Here is a 17,329-nt window from a genome sequence, read left to right on the forward strand (position 1 = left end):
CCTCGTGGCCACGGGCGTCGAGCAGCCCGCGGGCGTCACGACGCAGGCCGGCACCGCCCCCGAGCTGCCAAAGACCGCGAAGGTCAGCTGGGACAACGGGACGACGACCGACGAAGAGATCGCGTGGGACGCCATCGATGAGGCGAGCTATCACAACGGCGGCACGTTCAGCGTCGGCGGAACGATAGAGGGCGTCGAGCAGCCCGTCACGATCACCGTGACCGTCAGCCCCGCAACGGCGACGTCCGCCGAGACTCCGGCCATCGAGACGCCCGCCGGCATCGCGCCGACCCTGCCCCAGACCGTACGCGTCACGTGGAGCAACGGCGACATCACCGACGAGGCTGCAAGCTGGTTCGCCATCGACGCGGCAAGCTATGCCAACGCCGGCGCCACGTTCACGGTCGAGGGATCGTTCTCCAACACCGCGATCTCGTTCCGCGCCAGCGCGAAGGTCACGGTCGGCGCCGCCGGCATCACGGGCATCGACATCGTCCCCGCCGTGTCCACCGTCGCCGGCATCGCACCGAAGCTGCCGCAGACCGTCACGGTCACGATGAGCGACGGCAGCCGAACGTCCGTCCCTGTGACGTGGAACACGGTCGACGCGTCGCTGTATGGCACGCGCGGCACGTTCGAGGCAACCGGCCGCGTCGAGGGCTTTGACGGGGAGGCTCGCGTTACGGTAAAGGTCGCGTCGCCCACCGTCCAGACCGTCCAGCAGCAGGTCGCCGTGCGCACCACAGTCGGCGTGCAGCCCGAGCTTCCCGCGACCGTCCAGTTCACATGGAGCGACGGCTCGAAGACGGCGGAGACCGTCAACTGGGATAAGATCGACACGAGCCTCTACCAGAAAGAGGGGACCTTCCAGGTCAAGGGCATCGCAAACGGTTGGGGCGTTACGGCAACCGTCACGGTCGATCCCGCCGCCGTTCCCAAGACCGGTGACGAGACGGCGTCGTCCAACGCCTTGATCGTCGCTGGTACCGTCGGCACGATGGCCGTCATCGGCAGCGTCATTCTCCTCGTTCGCAAGTTGCTGGCGAGGACAACTCAGCGCTAAACGGCCGTTCGAAAGCGCGGCGTCGGCCCCGTCCCAAAGCGAGCATTCCTTCCGGGAGCCCGCGTTGGGGCGGGGCTTTCTGTTGCGTGTGGGAGGCAGCCTGCTCTACAGCCGGCGGTATTACGGAGCGCAGAGCACGCCTGCGGCGCACCCAGAGCGCACCCGCAGCACGTCTGTGACCCGGGCAGAAAACGCGGCTCTGCTGGGTTTTGCAAAACGCTGTCCTGAAATTGGGCGCAGATTGCGGCTATGCAAGGTTTTCCGTGACAGCAAGCTTTACACACGCACTAAAACCGCAGGTCAGCGCTTCACGTCCCAGATCGGCCTCGCACAACCGCAAGATTTGGCCGCGCAAACCTCGCACAACCGCAAAGCGCGCCCAAAAATCACGCCTCGAGCTTCTCGCTGAGCTCCAGCCACTCCATCTCGAGCTCGTCGACAACCTCCTGCGCGGCGTCGACCTTCTCCTGCTGCTTGCCCAGCGCCACGAAGTCGGCACCCGCGATCGTCAGCAGCCCCGCCTTGGCCTCCTCAACCTTCTTGCGCGCGCTGTCGAGCTTGCGCTCCACAGAGGCGAGCTGCTTCTTGAGCTGGTACTCCTCCTGACGCGTAAGGCCACTCGCCGCAGCCGCGGGCGCAGGAGCGCTCTCCCCTGCCGCGCCGGGCATACCGGCAGACACAGCGGCGCCACGAGTCTTGTCACGCTCCTCCACGAGCTTCAGGAACTCGTCAACACCACCAGGCAGGTGGCGGATCTTGCCGTCCATGAGCGCAAACTGGTGGTCGGTCACGCGCTCCATCAGGTAGCGGTCGTGGCTCACGAGGATGAGCGTACCAGGCCACGAGTCGAGCAGGTCCTCCATGATGGCGAGCATGTCCGTGTCCATGTCGTTGCCCGGCTCGTCCAGGATAAGCACGTTGGGCTCGCTCAGCAGGATGAGCATGAGCTGCAGGCGACGCTTCTGGCCGCCAGAGAGCTCCTCGACGCGCGTCAGCTTCTGACGAGCGTCAAAGCCCAGGCGTTCCAAGAGCTGGCTCGGCGTGACTTCCTTACCGTCGATGACATAGCGCGACTTGCACTGGCCGAGCACCTGGAGCACCGTCTCGCCCGCATGGGCCATGAGCTCGTCGAGGCGCTGCGACAGCACGGCGAACTTCACGGTCGCGCCGATCTTCACACTGCCAGTCGTCGGGGCCAGGCTTCCGTCCATGACGCGTAGCAGCGTCGACTTGCCCGCGCCGTTCTCGCCGACGATGCCATAGCGATCGCCCGGCCCGATCGCCCACGTGATGTGGTCGAGCACGAGCTTGTCACCAAGCAGCTCGCTGGCGTCTTTGAGCTCGATGACCTGCTTGCCCAGGCGACTCACAGCAAGGCGCTTCAACTCGAGCTCGTTGCGCAGCGGGGGGACGTCGGCGATGAGCGCCCGGGCGGCCTCGACGCGGAACTTCGGCTTCGTTGAGCGTGCCTGGGCACCGCGCGACAACCACGCAAGCTCCTTGCGCGCGAGGTTCTGGCGACGCTCCTCAATGACGGCCGCCTGGCGGTCGCGCTCGACACGCTGCAGGATGTACGCGGAGTAGCCGCCCTCAAACGGGTCGAGGACGCCGTCGTGCACCTCCCACATATTGAGGCAGACTTCGTCGAGAAACCAACGGTCATGCGTCACGACGAGCAGACCGCCCTGGCCCTTGGACCAGCGCGTGCGCAGATGCTCGGACAGCCACGTGATGGCTCGGACGTCCAGGTGGTTCGTCGGCTCGTCGAGCATGAGGACGTCCCAGTCGCCGATGAGCAGGCGGGCGAGGTCGACACGACGACGCTGGCCGCCCGATAGGTCACCGACACGAGCCTCCCACGGGATGTCCTCGATGAGCGCGTGGATGATCTCGCGCGTTCGAGCGTCGGAGGCCCACTCATGAGTGGGAGCGTCTCCCACCACCTGGTTGCCAACCATGGCGTTGTCGTCGAGGGCGTCGGACTGGCCCAAAACGCCCACGGTGAGCCCGCGGCGCCACGTAACGGAGCCGCCAGAGGGCTCGAGTTCGTTGGCGAGCAGGCGCAGCAGCGTGGACTTGCCGTCGCCGTTGCGGCCGACGATGCCGATGCGATCGCCCTCCGCCACGCCAACGGTAACGCCGTCGAACACGTGGCGCGTCGGGTATTCGAGGCTCAGGTTTTCGCAACCGATCAGAATCGCCATGTCACACGCCCATTCCCGGCCTCGGTCCCTAACGGCCCGCGGCCCTCAGCAATCCAGCATGTCCAAGAGAGGCGCCTTGCGGCGCCGGCGGATCTCGCCGTATCCCGCCCATGGTACCCGCGCCCATCGCCGCCTGCACCTGACACACCCCGGCCTTACGCAAGAAGCAGAACGCTCGCTGCTGCGGCCGGGTACAGACACCGCAAAACAGCGTTGGGTTGGGATATCAATTGTGTGCAAAATATGTAGACATAGGCATCCTGCAAGGAATCAGAGTCCCCGCCCGTTCTCTCTATGACCAGCGCAACGAGGCCGTGATCCACTGGCCGTCAGGAGCAGCCCAAGGGGCATCTCCTCCTCGGCAGACAGATCGCGACCTCCTCGGAGAGAGGACGACCTCATGAGTACGCAGACCACAAACGCCACCAGCAGGTTCCCCCGCACGAAGGGCGTCCTTGCCACGACGGCCCTCGTCGCCGCCCTCGGGCTCGGTGTTGCAGGGATCCAGAGCGCAAACGCCGCAGAGAGCAACGTCACCCCCGCCGCACCCGTCGAGCGGGCTATGCGTGCGTGGGACGCCACACTCACCCGGATGGGCATTGGGTGCGGTCGAGGAGCAGCATGGGCCGGCGCGGGGCAGGGAACCGCGGGTACTGGCATGCGCCCGGGGTATGTGGACGCCAACGGCAACGGGACGTGCGACCATGCCGAGGCGCGAGGCTGCGCGACAGGCACCGGGTTCGTCGACGCGAACGGCGACGGCATGTGCGATCACATGCAGGGCGCCGGCGTCGATACCCGTGGCTTCGGCTTCATAGACGCAGACGGTAACGGAATATGCGACCACGCCCAGGGTGCCGGCTTTGTTGACGAGAACGGCGACGGCGTGTGCGATCACGCCGCTGCCGGATCTGGGGCAGGACGCGGATACGGCTTCGTCGACGCAAACGGCGACGGGGTCTGCGACCACGCTGCAAGCTCCGGGATAGGGTGCGGTGCCGGCTTTATCGATGAGAACGGGGACGGGGTCTGCGACCGTGCCCAGGGCGCAAGTGGCACCGGCTTCGTCGACGCAAACGGCGACGGGGTCTGCGACCGCGCCGCAGCGTCCGGCGTGGGTTCGGGCGCATGCGGCGTCGGTCGCGGGGCAGGCGCCGCCGGGCAGGGCGGCCTTGGGTTCGGCGGAGGGCAGGGTATGGGACGCGGTATGGGACGCGCCGCCCTCTAGTTCCCCGGGCGTCGACCTCGGCATGCAGTTTGGTATATAACACTTGCAGGCCAAGCAGTTTCGAAAGCACGTCTATCCAGCACGTACCGCGAGCCACGTCACCGCGTGCGCACGCGCAGAGCCTCTCCCTGCCCACCGATCACTTCACCTGGAGATCGGCAGGCAGGGCACGTCCAGTCAGGAGACGCACCCGCACCCATGCGAGACGACGAGACGATAGAGCGCGCCATCAGCGAGCACGGCGATGTCGTGTGGCGCGTCTGTCGCATGCGTCTCGGGCAGCGCGCAGATGCGCAAGACGCTTTCCAAGAGACGTTTCTCGCCTACGCCACGCATGATGAGGTGCCGTTTGCCGACGCAAACCACGAGCGCGCCTGGCTCATCCGCGTCGCCACAAACGCCTGCATCGACCTGCTGCGCTCCCCCACCCACACCATGGCAAGCCTCGACGACGCGTTTGTCGAGATCCCCACAGACGAGCCAGCGGACGATCCCGGCAGCGCCCTGTGGGAGGTCTCCGACGCGCTCGCCACACTCCCGGCGGAGCAACGGCAGGCGCTCTACCTCACTGTCGGCGAGGGCTATCCCGCCACCGAAGTCGCCGAGATGATGGGCGCGCCCGCCAATACCGTCTACTCGTGGGTCGCACGCGCAAAGCAAAAGCTGAGGGAGGTCCTGGGATGAGCACGCATACCGCCAACGAGGGAGGGCGCGACAAGCGCCTCCCTGACGGCGCCGGAGCTCCCCCTCTCGGCCCGGACAACGCCACGAGCGGAACAGTCGCAGATGGGGACGCGCCCAATGAGGCGGCCACCTCTCGCGAGCATGCCGCGAGCCCCACGCATCCGAACCAGGAGGCCTCGGGCGCCGACGAGCTCGACAACCTGCTGAGACAAGCTTTCTCACGCGAGCGCATGCCTGCGGGCCTCGCCGCTTCAACGATGCAGCGCATCCGCACCGCCCGCCTCGAAGCGCAATCGTCCCCCGAAGCCTCAGGCGCAGGTCGGGCCGCCTCTACCCCACAGGGCAACTCGGAACAGAAAGCCACGGCGTCCCACGGCCTCCGCAACGCGCAGCGCGCGTCCGAAGCAGTCCGCCCCGCCTCCCAGGTCCCAGAGCCCCACTCCCCAACGCGGGCGCCCGCAACGACGGGACTCCGCGCCATCGACGGTGGGCGCACCGACCAGCCCGTTGCGTCCAAGAAGGCCGGCCGTCGGGGCCTGAGCCGGCGCCGGTTCGTCACGCTCATGGCGGCGTGCCTCGCGGTGGGGGCACTCACGGCCGGCGGCGCCGTGGCATTTGCAGATGAGACGGCGCGCGTCGAGGTCGGAGGTGCTGCGGCCGTGACGCTTGGCCTCAACCGATGGAGCAGCGTCGTGCGTGCCACCGCGTCGGACGCCGCGCTGCAAGACAGGCTCGATACCCTGCGCCTCACGGGTCTCACCTGCGAAGACGCCGTGACACGCCTCGCTTCCGACATCGATTTCCAGCGCGCCTTGCTCGACGAAGGCAGTCTCGTCCTCGCAGTCACCAGCGACAGCGATACCCAGCAAAGCGCCGTCCTTGACCAGTGTCGCAGGGCAACGCAGGCCTGTGGCGCCCGGGCGATGTGCCTGGCCTCCGACGACGAGACCATGGCGAAGGCTCGCTCGGCAGGCATGGGCATCGCTCGCTATGAGGTGTACGAGGACATCGTTGCGCTCGATCCCGACGTCACGCTCGAGCAGTGCCAAAACATGAGCATGTGGCAGCTGCGCGATCTGCTCGCCGCGAAACAGGCCGAAAGCAAAGGCGGCGCATCCTCAGCGTCTGACGCCTCAGCCAGCAGCGATACGCATGGCCGCGGGCGTGCAGGCGGCGGCCACGGCAACGGCGCAGGCATGGGCAGAGGGCGCGGCGGCCAGGGCATGGGAGGCCACGGCATGGGCATGGGCATGGGCATGGGCTGGCACGACGAGGAGAGCGAGTAAGAGCGGGCTACACCATCAGGAACATCATCGCGACGATGAGCCCCATGCCCACGAGGTCAACGGGCGCAAACGTCGTGCCGAGCCAGACGAACGACAGAACGCCCGCCGTGATGGGCTCCGTCGACGCGAACAGGCCCGCCAGCATGGAGCCGATTTTGCGCACGCCCGTCAGGAACAGGAAGTACGACGCCACGGTGCCCACCAGAATGATGCCCGCGACGGCGAGCCAGCCCCCGGTGTCGAGCGTCGGCATGATGTCCCAGGGCTGGAACAGCGGCCACGTGAACGCCGCGCCGACGAGCATGGCGAGGCCCGTCGTCACGACGCTGCCGAACTCGTGGAGCAACTTGGCAGGCAGCAGCGTGTAGAGGGCCGCCGAGACGGCCGTCGCCAGACCCCAGGCAAGGCCGAGCGGCGTCAGCGCCAACGACCCGAGCTGGCCGTGCGTCGCGATGAGGAACGTCCCGCACAGCGCCAGGCCCACGCCGATGGTCTCCTTCTTCGTGGGCCGACGCCTGAGCTGCACACAGGTCACCACGAGGATGATGAGCAGGTTGAGCGCCTGCAGCACTGTTGCCGTGCCCGCGTTGGAAGCGTTAATCGCGTTGAGGTAGCACACCATGCACAGCGACAGGCCGCCGAGCGAGTAGCCCGCCATGCGCAGCATGGCCCGAGGCGACGTGACGGCAGCACGCAGGTGCGCGCGGTCGGTCAGGATGGCGACGACCAGGAAGATGAGGCCGGCCCCCAGCAGACGCACGCAGACGACCCAGCGAGGGTCAACGCCATAGTTAGAGAAAAGGAACTGTGCACAAGCGCCGGAGAAACCCCAGCCCACACCTCCGAGGATCGTCATGAGGATGCCGAGGCCCAGCCCCTCGCCGCGCACCGCCGACGACGGCGTGGCGTTAACGTTCTGCATATCTATCTCCCTACCCTACGCTGCCCGCACGGCAGGATACTATATGCGCGACATCAACGCGAAACAATATGGGACACAAACGGGCACCTCATGACAGGGAGAGGGATTCCGCACTCCCCTACTCGCCGATAACGTCGACGGGCTTGCCGTCCAGGATGTTGTTCATGTTCTTGATGGCGCAGAAGTTACCGCACATCGAGCAGGTGTCCTCGGCCTCGGGAGCGGCCTGCGCCCGGTAGCGCCGTGCCTTCTCAGGGTCGATAGCCTCTGCGAACATGGCCTCCCAGTCGAGCGCCTTGCGAGCCTTGGCCATGCGGTCGTCCCAGTCGCGCGCCCCGGGCAGCCCCTTGGCAATATCAGCCGCGTGTGCTGCGATCTTGAACGCGACGATGCCCTCGCGCACGTCGGCCTCGTCAGGCAGACGCAGGTGCTCGGCCGGCGTCACGTAGCACAGGAACGCCGCCCCGCTCATGGCTGCCAGCGTTCCGCCGATGGCCGCCGTGATGTGGTCGTAGCCGGGGGCGACGTCGGTCACGAGCGGACCGAGCACGTAGAACGGCGCACCGTGGCAGACAGTCTGCTCCAGGTGCATCTGCGAAGCAACCTGGTTGAGCGGCACGTGGCCCGGGCCCTCCACGATGACCTGCACGTCGCGCTCCCACGCGCGCGTCGTGAGCTCGCCCAGCGTCACGAGCTCGGCGACCTGGGCCTCGTCGCCCGCGTCAGCCAGGCAGCCCGGCCGGCACGAGTCTCCAAGCGAGATCGTGACGTCGTGAGCGCGGCAGATGTCGAGCACGCCGTCGAAGCGCTCGTAGAACGGGTTCTCGTGACCCGTCATCTCCATCCACGCAAACATAAGCGCGCCACCACGGCTCACGATGTTCATCTCGCGATGCGTCCGCTTGAGCAGCGCCGCCTGCGCGCGGTTCATAGCGCAGTGCAGCGTCACGAAGTCGACGCCATCCTTCGCGTGCATCTCGAGGGCGTCGATCCACTCCTGAGGCGTGATGGAGCGCAGGGCCTTGTCGTAGAGCACGACGGCGTCGTAGATGGGCACCGTGCCGATGATGGCGGGGCACTCGGCCGTCAGCCTGCGGCGGAACACGCGCGTGTCGCCGTTGGACGACAGGTCCATGATGGACTCGGCACCCAGGGCGACGGCGTCGCGGACCTTGGCCATCTCCATGTCCAGATCGCTCCAGTCGCGGCTCGTGCCCAGGTTCACGTTGATCTTCGTGCGCAGGGCCGAACCGATGCCCTCCGGCGAGAGGCACGTGTGGTGGACGTTTGCCGGGATGGCGACCTGACCCTTGGCGACGAGCCCACGCAGCCACTCGGGATCGACGTGCTCCTTCTCGGCGACGACGCGCATCTGTGGCGTCACGATGCCCTGCCGTGCCGCGTCCATCTGCGTGGCGTACGGACGATCGGATGATGTATGCTCCTGCGGCTGCGCCTGCGTCATATTCGTTCCCTTCGGGTTGGCTCGGCGTTTCTTCATGTCTGCCGTCCATTATCACACGAGCCGCGGCCCCGGCCCCTCTTCTGCGCAGAGGTCTGACAAAGCTCGAGCGCTCCCCCACGCGCGATCTCGAGCCGGATCTGTACGCGGGAGCCCGATCCGTGGACAGAAACCGAACCCGTGAATAGGGCATCTCGCCTCGAAGGCCTCCGCGGTGGCACGTCCATGCGCAAAACCGCAGGTCGTCCCTCGCGCATCCGAGCCAGCGGGAGAGGCACATGCACACAGGTTCCCTTTCTGGCCAGATACCGGCGCTCCGTCTGCAAACGAAGGCGCCAGACCACCTCAGGAGCGAGGGAACAGCAGCTCGAGGCCCGCGGCGCCGCCCGGATGCTCGCTTACGTGCTCGAGGAGGTATTCCTGCAGGTAGCGCACGTAGTCGCTTCCCATGCGCGACAGGGACTGGCCGCGTCGCGCGATATAGCCGACCTCCATGTGCTCGTCGACGTCGAGCGGCACGGGCACGATGTCGGAGTCGGCGAGGTCCTTGGAGAGGATGCCCGTCGCAATCGTGTAGCCGTTGAGACCGATAGCCAGGTTGAACAGCGTCGCGCGATCGCTGACCCGGATGACGCGCCCGTGATACAGCGACGAGAGGATCTCCTCGGAGAAGTAGAACGAGTTGTGCGTGCCCTGCTCATACGACAGGCACGGATAGGGATCGAGCTCGGCCAGCGACACGGAGGAGCGGCCGGCAAGCGGGTGGTCGCGCCCCACGAACACGCACGTCCGCGTGCGAAACAGCGGCGTGAACGTCACGGACGCCTCACGGAAGAAGCGGCGCAGCACGTCCTCGTTATAGCCGCTCAAGTAGAGTACGCCCACCTCGCTGCGCAGCCCGCGGACGTCCTCGATGATGTCGTGCGTGCGCGTCTCGCGCAGGGTGAACTCGTACTCGGGGCAGTCGTAGGCACGCACGAGCCGGGCAAACGCGTTGACAGCGAAGGCGTAGTGCTGCGTCGAGACAGCGAACTCGCGCCGGGGCGCCAGCGTGCCCTTGTAGCGCTGCTCGAGCAGGTCAGCCTGCTCAACGACCTGGCGGGCATAGCCAAGAAACTCCGCGCCCTCCGTCGTGAGCGTCGTGCCGCGATTCGTCCGCAAGAAGAGGGAGATGCCCAGCTCGGACTCGAGCTCGCGAATAGCCTCGGACAGGCTCGGCTGGCTGATGAACAGAGCCGTCGCCGCCGCGCTCATGGAGCCTCGGCTGGCGATCTCGATAACGTAGCGAAGCTGCTGCAGCGTCACGTTCGTTTCCCTTCGAGACGCGTTCGTTTCGAATACGGGGCCCCGGCATGTCCCCGCGCAAAAACTGGCGATCCACCCAATATAATGAAGGCGCGCCACGGAAAAGGACATGAGCCGCCTGATAAAGGAGGAGCCATGAGCGAGCAGACCAACGCCACGCCCCAGGTCCCGACGACCCCCTGCGACACCAAACTCGACGACGCAACGCTCGCGCAGGCCAATGGCGGTGTGGCGGCGATCCACCCGCTGCGCAAGCTCCGTTGCGACCGCTGCGGCAGGGCCCCTGAGAACGGCCGCTTCGAGGGCGCCACATGCACGTGGTGCGGCGGCACGATCGAGTCCTACATCGACACGTACGGCACGCCGTTCGTCTAAGGTCGTACCAAGGCTCGGCAGGCACACGTTCAAGCAAGCAGGGGCGGGTCGTCCACGCAAGGACGGCCCGCCCCTCTTTGTAGCACGCTCTCAATAGCGGGCTGCGTCCGTCTCTACGCCAGCGCGTTAAACGCCTCGACGATCTTGTCGCCCATGGCGGTCGTGCACAGGCGCTTGTCGGCAGGCGTGGAGGCATCGGCGATGTCGCCCGTGCGCCAGCCCTCGTCCAGCACGCGCTCAACGGCCTTGGCCACGCGGTCGGCCGCCTCGTCCATGCCGAAGCTGTAGCGCAGCATGAGCTCGACAGAGAGGATCTGCGCGATGGGGTTGGCGATGCCCTTGCCCGCGATGTCGGGCGCCGAGCCGTGGCTAGGCTCGTACAGGGCCGTGCCGCTGCCCAGGCTGGCGCTGGCAAGCATGCCGAGTGAACCCGTGAGCATGGAGGCCTCGTCGGAGAGGATGTCGCCGAACGTGTTCTCCGTCACGAGGACGTCGAACTGCCCAGGGTTGGCGACGAGCTGCATGGCGCAGTTGTCGACGAGCATGTCGGAGAACTCGACCTGCGGGTACTCGGCGGCGATGCGGTGGGCCACCTCGCGCCACAGACGCGACGTCTCCAGGACGTTGGCCTTGTCGACGGAGATGACGCGGTGGCGCGGGCGACGCGTCGCGGCGTCAAACGCCCAGCGGATGACGCGGTCGACCTCGTACTCGCTGTAGTCCATCTTGTCTCGGCAGAACGTGCCGGGCTTGCCGTCCACGCCGGCGCCCTCGACATTCTCCGTGCGCTCGTGGGCACCGAAGTAGATGCCGCCCGTCAGCTCGCGCACGATGAGTACGTCCGTGCCGGCCAGGCGCTCGGGGCGCAGCGGGCTCGCGTCGCGCAGCGCCTCGTAGATGCGCACGGGACGCAGGTTGAGGTAGAGCCCCAGGCCCTTGCGAATGGCGAGCAGACCCTGCTCGGGGCGCGGCTCGCCGGGCGCAGCGCCGTCCCACTTCGGGCCGCCGACGGCCGCCAGCAGCACAGCGTCAGCGGCCTGGGCCGCGGCGAACGTCTCGTCGGGCAGCGCCGTCGGCTTGACGCCGGCCGCGCGCGTCGCGTCGATGGCGCAGCCGCCGATGAGGTGCTCCTCGCAGTCGAAGCGCACGCCATACGCGTCACCGACGGCGTTCAGCAGCTTGACGGCCTCAGCGATGATCTCCGGGCCGATGCCGTCGCCGGGCAGCAGGCAGATCTTGTACGTCTTTGTGGCCTCAGCCATGCTACTTGCCTTCCTTCGCCAGGATCTTCTTCGTGCGGGCGACCAGGCCGCCCTCGTTGATAATCTCCTCGATGAACGGCGGGAACGGCTGGGCGTGGAACTCGGCGCCCGTCGTCTCGTCGCGGATCGTGCCCGTCTCCGTCTCGACGCTCACGACGTCGCCAGCCTTGATGGCGTCGACTGCCTCGGGGCACTCGAGGATGGGCAGGCCGATGTTGATGGAGTTGCGGTAGAAGATGCGCGCGAAGCTCTTCGCGATGACACAGCTCACGCCTGCGGCCTTGATGCACACGGGCGCGTGCTCACGCGAGGAGCCGCAGCCGAAGTTCTCGTCGGCCACGATGATGTCGCCGGGCTGCACCTTGGTGACGAACTCCTTGTCGAGGTCCTCAAGGCAGTGCTTTGCCAGCTCGGCGGGGTCGGACGTGTTGAGGTAGCGGGCGGGGATGATGACGTCGGTGTCGATGTCACGCCCGTAGCGGTGGACGGTTCCCTTGAAGTTCATGGGCGATGCTCCTTATCGTTGCGCAGGCCGGTCGGGGCCTGTCCCTAGTCCAAGTCGGAGGGCAGGGCGATGTGGCCGGCGACAGCGCTTGCGGCGGTGACGGCAGGGTTTGCCAGGTACACCTCGGACGTCGGGTCGCCCATGCGGCCGACGAAGTTGCGGTTGCTCGTCGAGATGGCGCGCTCGTGGGCGGCGAGGATGCCCATGTAGCCGCCCAGACACGGGCCGCACGTCGGCGTGGACACGGCGCACCCGGCGTCGATGAACACGTCCATGAGGCCCTCGGCCACGCACTGCTTCCAGACGGCCTGCGTCGCCGGGATGACGATGCAGCGCACGAACGGGCTCACCTTGCGACCGCGCAGCACGTCGGCAGCGGCGCGCATGTCCTCGATGCGGCCGTTCGTGCACGAGCCGATGACGGCCTGGTCGATCTCGATGGAACGGCTCTCGGCCACGGGATGCGTGTTCGAAGGCAGGTGGGGCCAGCTAACCGTCGGCTGGATGTCGGCGGCATCGATGTGGATGACGCGCTCGTAGGCGGCGTCGGGATCGGGGTGGTACTCCGTGTACGGGCGCTCGCAGCGGCCGTCGAGCCACGCACGCGCCACGTCGTCGACCTCGAACAGGCCCGCCTTGCCACCGGCCTCGATGGCCATGTTCGCCATCGTCAGGCGGCCTTCCATCGACAGGCCGGCGATGGCCGAGCCGCCGAACTCCATCGCCTTGTACAGGGCCCCGTCAACGCCGATGAGGCCGATGATGTACAGGATGATGTCCTTGCCGCTCACATAGGGGTTGAGCTCGCCGTCGATCTCGAAGCGGATCGTCTGCGGCACCTTGAACCACGCGCGGCCCGTCGCCATGCCCACGCCGGCGTCGGTGGAGCCCACTCCTGTGCCGAACGCGCCCAGGCCGCCGTACGTGCACGTGTGCGAGTCGGCGCCGATGATGAGGTCGCCGGGGACGACGATGCCCCGCTCAGGCAGCAGGGCGTGCTCGACGCCCATGCAGCCGACCTCGAAGTAGTGCGTGACGCCCTGCTCGCGGGCGAAGTCGCGCGTGATCTTGGCCTGCTCGGCGCTCTTGATGTCCTTGTTCGGCGCGTAGTGGTCGGGAACGAGGCAGATGCGCGTCGGGTCGAACACGCTCTCGCAGCCCAGCTCGCGGAACGTCTTGATCGCGATGGGCGCCGTGATGTCGTTGGCAAGCACCAGGTCCAGGTCGCACTCGATGAGCTGGCCCGGCTCCACCTCGTCCAGGTGGGCGTGGGCCGCCAGGATCTTCTCGGCCATCGTCATGGGTCGTGCCATGGTTGTTGCGTCTCCTCTCCTAAACGGCGCGCCCCCGGTGAAGAGGGCGCGCCGCGTCAATCGAAAGCTGAAACCCTACTCGGCAGCCGGCTGCTCGGCCTTGGCGCGCTTGGCCGACAGCAGGCGGTTCAGCGCGTTGAGGTAGGCCTTGGCCGAGGACACGACGATGTCGCCGTCGCTGCCGCGGCCCGTGAAGACCTCCTTCTCGCCGCGCTCGTTCGTCGCCGAGACGCGGACCGTGACCTCGCCCAGGGCGTCGATGCCGCGCGAGATGGCCTTGATGGAGAACTCGGCCAGGTCACCGTGCGCCTGCACAATCTCGTCGATCGCCTTGTAGGCGGCGTCGACGGGGCCCGTGCCGAACGCGCACACCGTCGTCTCGATGGGCTCGGCGCCCTCGGCGGCGTCGGGGTCGTTGAAGGCCAGCGTGACAGTTGCCGTCGGCGTCAGCGGGAAGCCGCAGCTCACCTGCAGCGCCTTGAGCGCGTACAGGGCGCTGGCGTGGCGCGCGTGCTCCTGGACGAGCGACTCGAGGTCCTCGTCGTAGACTTCCTTCTTGCGGTCGGCCACCTGCAGGAAGCTCTGGTACACGCCCTCGAACTCCGTGTCGCCGAACGTGTAGCCCAGCTCGGCGAGGCGGTGGCGCAGCGCGGCGTGACCCGAGCGCGCCGACAGCAGGATCTGCGAGCCCTCGGCACCGACCTCGGCCGGGTCGATGATCTCGTAGGTCGTGCGGGCCTTGAGCACGCCGTCCTGGTGGATGCCCGAGGAGTGCGCGAACGCGTTGGCGCCGACGATGGCCTTGTTCGGCTGCACGTTGATGCCCGTGATGTTGCTGACGAGGTGCGACGTACGCGTGATCTCGCGCGTGTTGACGTCCGTGTGGGCGTCGAGCTCCTCGCCGTGCATCTTGATGGCCATGACGACCTCTTCGAGCGCCGTGTTGCCGGCACGCTCACCCAGGCCGTTGATCGTGCACTCGATCTGCGTGGCGCCGTTCTTGACGCCGGCCAGGGCCAGAGCCGTCGCCATGCCCAGGTCGTTGTGCGTGTGGACGGCGACCGTGACGTTCTCGATGCCGCGGACGTTCTCCATGAGGCCGCGAATGCGCGCGCCGAACTGCTCGGGCAGCGAGTAGCCCGTCGTGTCGGGGATGTTGACGACCGTGGCGCCGGCAGCGACGACGGCCTCGATGATGCGCTCGAGGAACTTCTGGTCGGAGCGACCGGCGTCCTCGGCGTAGAACTCGACGTCCTCGACGTAGCTCTTCGCGTAGCGGACGGCGTGGACGGCCTTCTCGATAGCCTGCTCCTCGGTGATGCGCAGCTTGTCGTGCAGGTGCGACGGGGAGACGCCCAGGCCCGTGTGGATGCGCGGGCGCTTAGCCGTCTTGAGCGCGCGGGCGGCCTCGTCGATGTCCTTGTCGACGGCGCGCGTCAGGGCGCACACAACGGCGTCGTCGCCGGCGATCTTGCCGATCTCGGCAACGGAGCGGAAGTCGCCCGGGCTCGAGATGGGGAAACCCGCCTCGATAACGTCGACGCCCAAGCGGATGAGCTGCTTGGCGATGAGCAGCTTCTCCTCCGTGTTCATGCTGGCGCCCGGGGACTGCTCGCCGTCGCGCAGCGTCGTGTCGAAGATGTTGATCTTGCGGGTCATGGGAACCTCCTGGTCAAGGTGTGGCCGACAGGGCTGCCGGCCTTCCGTGGGTATGCAGGCATGAGCACGCCTGCTCGAAAGGGGCGAATCCAGGATGACGCGCGCTGGTTGTCTACGTGATTGGAATAACCGCGCGACTCCTAGCGCGCGGACATAAGTCGAAGGGAGCGAGCAAGGCCGAGAAGCTCGCGTGCGGCAAGAAGGCCAGAGCGCTCGATTGCGCTCGTCCCCATCTGCACGCGCGAGTTCTGCGAAGCCATCCTAGGTGCCCCCTTCAGGCATAGGCCCTGCCGCCGCTGCTGGCGCGCAGGTCGCCCCATCCATCCCATGGATAGGGTTTGGGTGGCATTATCGCGCACAAGACGCACGGCGTAAACCTCTACGACAAAATGCCCTGCGTCTCGCGGCAAAAGCGCATATTGACACCAATGCCGACAGCCTCTATGCCCCGCCCTGCCGCGAAGAGCCATGCCCTCAACTCGGGCCTAGCGCCGCGTATAGACGGCGATGACAAACTCGATGTCCGTTTGCAGCGTCTGTACGCCAGTCAGCTTAGCGCGGTCTCGGGGGCTCGTGCGGTAATAGTACGGCGTCATCTGGAAGACGGCCTCGATGTCTTCGGGGCACGCGAGCTCGATGTGCGATGCCACCCTGTGCGTCCCCTCAAGCTTGAACTGCGTCACCTGGGGAAGGCGCTCATCGTTGAGATAGGGCGTGTCGTAAACCGCCTGCTTGAGGCCGAACAGATGGCAAGCCCCCGGTACGACGCTGAACAGCGTGCCACCCGGACGCACGACGCGCGCGAACTCGCGCTCGTTGAACGGCGCGAACAGGTGCGTCGCGATGTCAAACGAGGCGTCGGCGACGGGAATGGACTTGAGGTTCGCGACAAAGTACGTCGCGCTTCCGCGCTTGGCCGCAAGGCGCACCATCTCTTTAGAGAGGTCAAAGCCGTAGGCGTCTATGCCCGCGATCGCGCCCAGCGCACTCGTGTAGTAGCCCTCGCCGCAGCAGATGTCCAGCAGTGAGAGAGGCGCGTCGTTTCCCGGCCGCGTTCGGGCGAGTTCGGCAACCACCTCGACGAGCCCATCGCGAAGAGGACGGTAATACCCACGGTCGAGAAAGTCGCGTCGGCTGCGCGCCGACGCCTTGGGGTCGCCCATGTCGTCACCGCGCTTTGAGGTGCGCAGCAGGTTGAGGTAGCCCTCCCGCGCGCGGTCAAAGCAATGCCCCGCAGGGCAACGTGCGCTGCGAGCATCCTGGACAAACGCCGCCCCACACACGGGGCACCGCAGTGGGCTCTCTTCGGTTCTCGTCTCCCCCACGCGCATCCCATTCTCTCGCGTCCTGCGGCACACTAAACCGCGCGGAGCCAAGGCCGGTCGTAGCTCCGCGATCTCGTGAAACCTCCGGGCACCGAGTCTACCACGCACCCGCACGCAGTGAGAGCGAGCGGGCGCCTGGCGCGATCAACCATGCGCCGGGCGCCCGTCTGCTCCAAAGCGAATGCAAGGGATAATCTCACCAGAGAGACACGCGCTTGGCGCGACGAGCAGACGCCACTCCCCCGTCACCAGAACCCCCTGCATACGCTGGAACAGCTCAAGAGGAGTTACTGGGCGCTCACCGTGTCTGCGAAAATCTGCTGGACACCGTGGTTGAGCTTGTTCACGTCGAGCGTCGCACCTGCGATGGTGTCAACGGCGACCGTTTGCTCGCTCACGAGCGCGTCGATGTATTCCTGAAGTTGGCCGTCGCTCATGAACATGTTGTCGCGGCCCTGGGTGACTTCCATACCCGTGATCTTGCCGCCCGCCACGCTCACTGCGATCGTGAACGTGCCCTCGTTGCCGTTGATGGACGTCTCATACGTGCCGTCGGGCTTCTTCGTGATGTCGACCATCTCAGCCATGTTCTGCGTCGGAGCGGGCTCACTCACCGTCGAGCGTCCGCCAAACGCGCTGTCGGCAGCGGCGCGGCCAGAGGCGATGCACTCGGCGAGGAACATGCCGTTCTGGTAGAGGTTCGACACATACGAGCCCAGCTCACCAGCCTCGAAGA

The 17,329-nt window shown here is 66.8% G+C and carries 15 protein-coding genes; 5 read left to right on the forward strand and 10 right to left on the reverse strand.

What is annotated here, in order from left to right; all coding sequences use genetic code 11:
* Positions 1 to 1,063: Ig-like domain-containing protein (locus KHZ24_11615; protein ID MBS5451833.1), on the forward strand; the 1,063-nt coding region annotated here is incomplete at its 5' end.
* Between the two features lie 386 nt (positions 1,064 to 1,449).
* Here the strand turns inward: KHZ24_11615 and KHZ24_11620 are convergent.
* A complete protein-coding gene (locus KHZ24_11620) occupies positions 1,450 to 3,267 on the reverse strand; it encodes an ABC-F family ATP-binding cassette domain-containing protein (GenBank protein ID MBS5451834.1) in 1,818 nt (605 codons plus the stop codon).
* A 400-nt stretch (positions 3,268 to 3,667) separates the two neighbouring features.
* Here KHZ24_11620 and KHZ24_11625 point away from each other — a divergent pair, with 400 nt between their 5' ends.
* The 3 genes from KHZ24_11625 to KHZ24_11635 all read left to right on the forward strand — a co-directional run bounded on the left by KHZ24_11625 (position 3,668) and on the right by KHZ24_11635 (position 6,465).
* Positions 3,668 to 4,495, forward strand: coding sequence for a hypothetical protein (locus KHZ24_11625; GenBank protein MBS5451835.1), 828 nt, complete (start codon positions 3,668 to 3,670; stop codon positions 4,493 to 4,495).
* A 198-nt stretch (positions 4,496 to 4,693) separates the two neighbouring features.
* The gene (locus KHZ24_11630) at positions 4,694 to 5,179 is read left to right on the forward strand and encodes an RNA polymerase sigma factor (protein ID MBS5451836.1); all 486 of its coding nucleotides are present in this window, start codon (positions 4,694 to 4,696) and stop codon (positions 5,177 to 5,179) included.
* Positions 5,176 to 6,465, forward strand: a complete 1,290-nt coding sequence (locus tag KHZ24_11635) for a hypothetical protein (GenBank protein MBS5451837.1) — start codon at positions 5,176 to 5,178, stop codon at positions 6,463 to 6,465. The genes KHZ24_11630 and KHZ24_11635 overlap by 4 nt, the downstream gene beginning before the upstream one ends.
* Before the next feature lie 7 nt (positions 6,466 to 6,472).
* Here KHZ24_11635 and KHZ24_11640 read toward each other — a convergent pair whose 3' ends face one another.
* The 3 genes from KHZ24_11640 to KHZ24_11650 all read right to left on the reverse strand — a co-directional run bounded on the left by KHZ24_11640 (position 6,473) and on the right by KHZ24_11650 (position 10,154).
* Entirely contained in the window at positions 6,473 to 7,387 is a 915-nt protein-coding gene (locus KHZ24_11640) for an EamA family transporter (protein MBS5451838.1), read from the reverse strand.
* Positions 7,388 to 7,505: 118 nt separating this feature from the next.
* Complete coding sequence (gene thiC, locus KHZ24_11645; GenBank protein ID MBS5451839.1) at positions 7,506 to 8,795, reverse strand: phosphomethylpyrimidine synthase ThiC; 1,290 nt, start codon at positions 8,793 to 8,795, stop codon at positions 7,506 to 7,508.
* A gap of 399 nt (positions 8,796 to 9,194) precedes the next feature.
* A complete protein-coding gene (locus KHZ24_11650; GenBank protein MBS5451840.1) occupies positions 9,195 to 10,154 on the reverse strand; it encodes a LysR family transcriptional regulator in 960 nt (319 codons plus the stop codon).
* Positions 10,155 to 10,289: 135 nt separating this feature from the next.
* Here KHZ24_11650 and KHZ24_11655 point away from each other — a divergent pair, with 135 nt between their 5' ends.
* Entirely contained in the window at positions 10,290 to 10,529 is a 240-nt protein-coding gene (locus KHZ24_11655) for a hypothetical protein (protein ID MBS5451841.1), read from the forward strand.
* A 113-nt stretch (positions 10,530 to 10,642) separates the two neighbouring features.
* Here KHZ24_11655 and leuB read toward each other — a convergent pair whose 3' ends face one another.
* The 6 genes from leuB to KHZ24_11685 all read right to left on the reverse strand — a co-directional run.
* Positions 10,643 to 11,791, reverse strand: coding sequence for a 3-isopropylmalate dehydrogenase (gene leuB / locus KHZ24_11660; protein ID MBS5451842.1), 1,149 nt, complete (start codon positions 11,789 to 11,791; stop codon positions 10,643 to 10,645).
* A gap of 1 nt (position 11,792) precedes the next feature.
* Positions 11,793 to 12,296: a 3-isopropylmalate dehydratase small subunit gene (leuD, locus tag KHZ24_11665; protein ID MBS5451843.1), complete on the reverse strand. Its 504-nt coding sequence runs from the start codon at positions 12,294 to 12,296 to the stop codon at positions 11,793 to 11,795.
* 44 nt (positions 12,297 to 12,340) lie between these two features.
* The gene (gene leuC / locus KHZ24_11670; GenBank protein ID MBS5451844.1) at positions 12,341 to 13,609 is read right to left on the reverse strand and encodes a 3-isopropylmalate dehydratase large subunit; all 1,269 of its coding nucleotides are present in this window, start codon (positions 13,607 to 13,609) and stop codon (positions 12,341 to 12,343) included.
* A gap of 75 nt (positions 13,610 to 13,684) precedes the next feature.
* Positions 13,685 to 15,268 carry a 2-isopropylmalate synthase gene (locus KHZ24_11675; protein ID MBS5451845.1) on the reverse strand — a complete coding sequence of 528 codons (1,584 nt, stop codon included), beginning with the start codon at positions 15,266 to 15,268 and terminating at the stop codon, positions 13,685 to 13,687.
* Between the two features lie 485 nt (positions 15,269 to 15,753).
* A complete protein-coding gene (locus KHZ24_11680) occupies positions 15,754 to 16,593 on the reverse strand; it encodes a methyltransferase domain-containing protein (protein ID MBS5451846.1) in 840 nt (279 codons plus the stop codon).
* 287 nt (positions 16,594 to 16,880) lie between these two features.
* Positions 16,881 to 17,329 (reverse strand): FMN-binding protein (locus KHZ24_11685; protein ID MBS5451847.1); only part of this gene is annotated, 449 nt, incomplete at its 5' end.

The organism is Coriobacteriia bacterium, assembly GCA_018368455.1.
GTDB lineage: Bacteria > Actinomycetota > Coriobacteriia > Coriobacteriales > UMGS124 > JAGZEG01.

Coding starts and splice junctions, on each gene's coding strand:
- KHZ24_11625 (MBS5451835.1), top strand. CDS start 3,668: ATGAGTACGCAGACCACAAACGCCACCAGCAGGTTCCCCCGCACGAAG.
- leuD (MBS5451843.1), bottom strand. CDS start 12,296: ATGAACTTCAAGGGAACCGTCCACCGCTACGGGCGTGACATCGACACC.
- leuB (MBS5451842.1), bottom strand. CDS start 11,791: ATGGCTGAGGCCACAAAGACGTACAAGATCTGCCTGCTGCCCGGCGAC.
- KHZ24_11655 (MBS5451841.1), top strand. CDS start 10,290: ATGAGCGAGCAGACCAACGCCACGCCCCAGGTCCCGACGACCCCCTGC.
- KHZ24_11620 (MBS5451834.1), bottom strand. CDS start 3,267: ATGGCGATTCTGATCGGTTGCGAAAACCTGAGCCTCGAATACCCGACG.
- KHZ24_11630 (MBS5451836.1), top strand. CDS start 4,694: ATGCGAGACGACGAGACGATAGAGCGCGCCATCAGCGAGCACGGCGAT.
- KHZ24_11635 (MBS5451837.1), top strand. CDS start 5,176: ATGAGCACGCATACCGCCAACGAGGGAGGGCGCGACAAGCGCCTCCCT.
- thiC (MBS5451839.1), bottom strand. CDS start 8,795: ATGGACGCGGCACGGCAGGGCATCGTGACGCCACAGATGCGCGTCGTC.
- KHZ24_11675 (MBS5451845.1), bottom strand. CDS start 15,268: ATGACCCGCAAGATCAACATCTTCGACACGACGCTGCGCGACGGCGAG.
- KHZ24_11640 (MBS5451838.1), bottom strand. CDS start 7,387: ATGCAGAACGTTAACGCCACGCCGTCGTCGGCGGTGCGCGGCGAGGGG.
- leuC (MBS5451844.1), bottom strand. CDS start 13,609: ATGGCACGACCCATGACGATGGCCGAGAAGATCCTGGCGGCCCACGCC.